1 protein-coding gene is annotated in these 209 nt (G+C 69.9%); it reads right to left on the bottom strand.

Going from position 1 to position 209, the window contains the following annotated elements:
- Nucleotides 1-209: sugar transferase (locus AC0IY1_RS25745; RefSeq protein WP_471773406.1), on the bottom strand; the 209-nt coding region annotated here is incomplete at both ends.

Genomic DNA, 209 nt, shown 5'->3' with positions numbered 1-209 from the left:
CGGGTGGCCTGGTGGACGACCGCCCCGTCATCCAGCACGCGCATGGTGCGGAACTTGTAGATCTGGAACGGGTGTCCTTCCTTGCCGGTGCGGGTCTGGCGGAACAGGACCGGGCCCTTGCTGTCCAGGCGTACCAGGAGGGCGACCAGGACCAGGAGGGGGGCGACTAGGAACAGGGCCAGGGCGGCCAGGGTCTGGTCCAGGGCGGG

The sequence above is a fragment of the Methylobacterium sp. AC690 genome (genome assembly GCF_979256535.1).
Note: the sequence above shows the minus strand (reverse complement) of the source record. Positions and strands in the feature narration are given on the sequence as shown.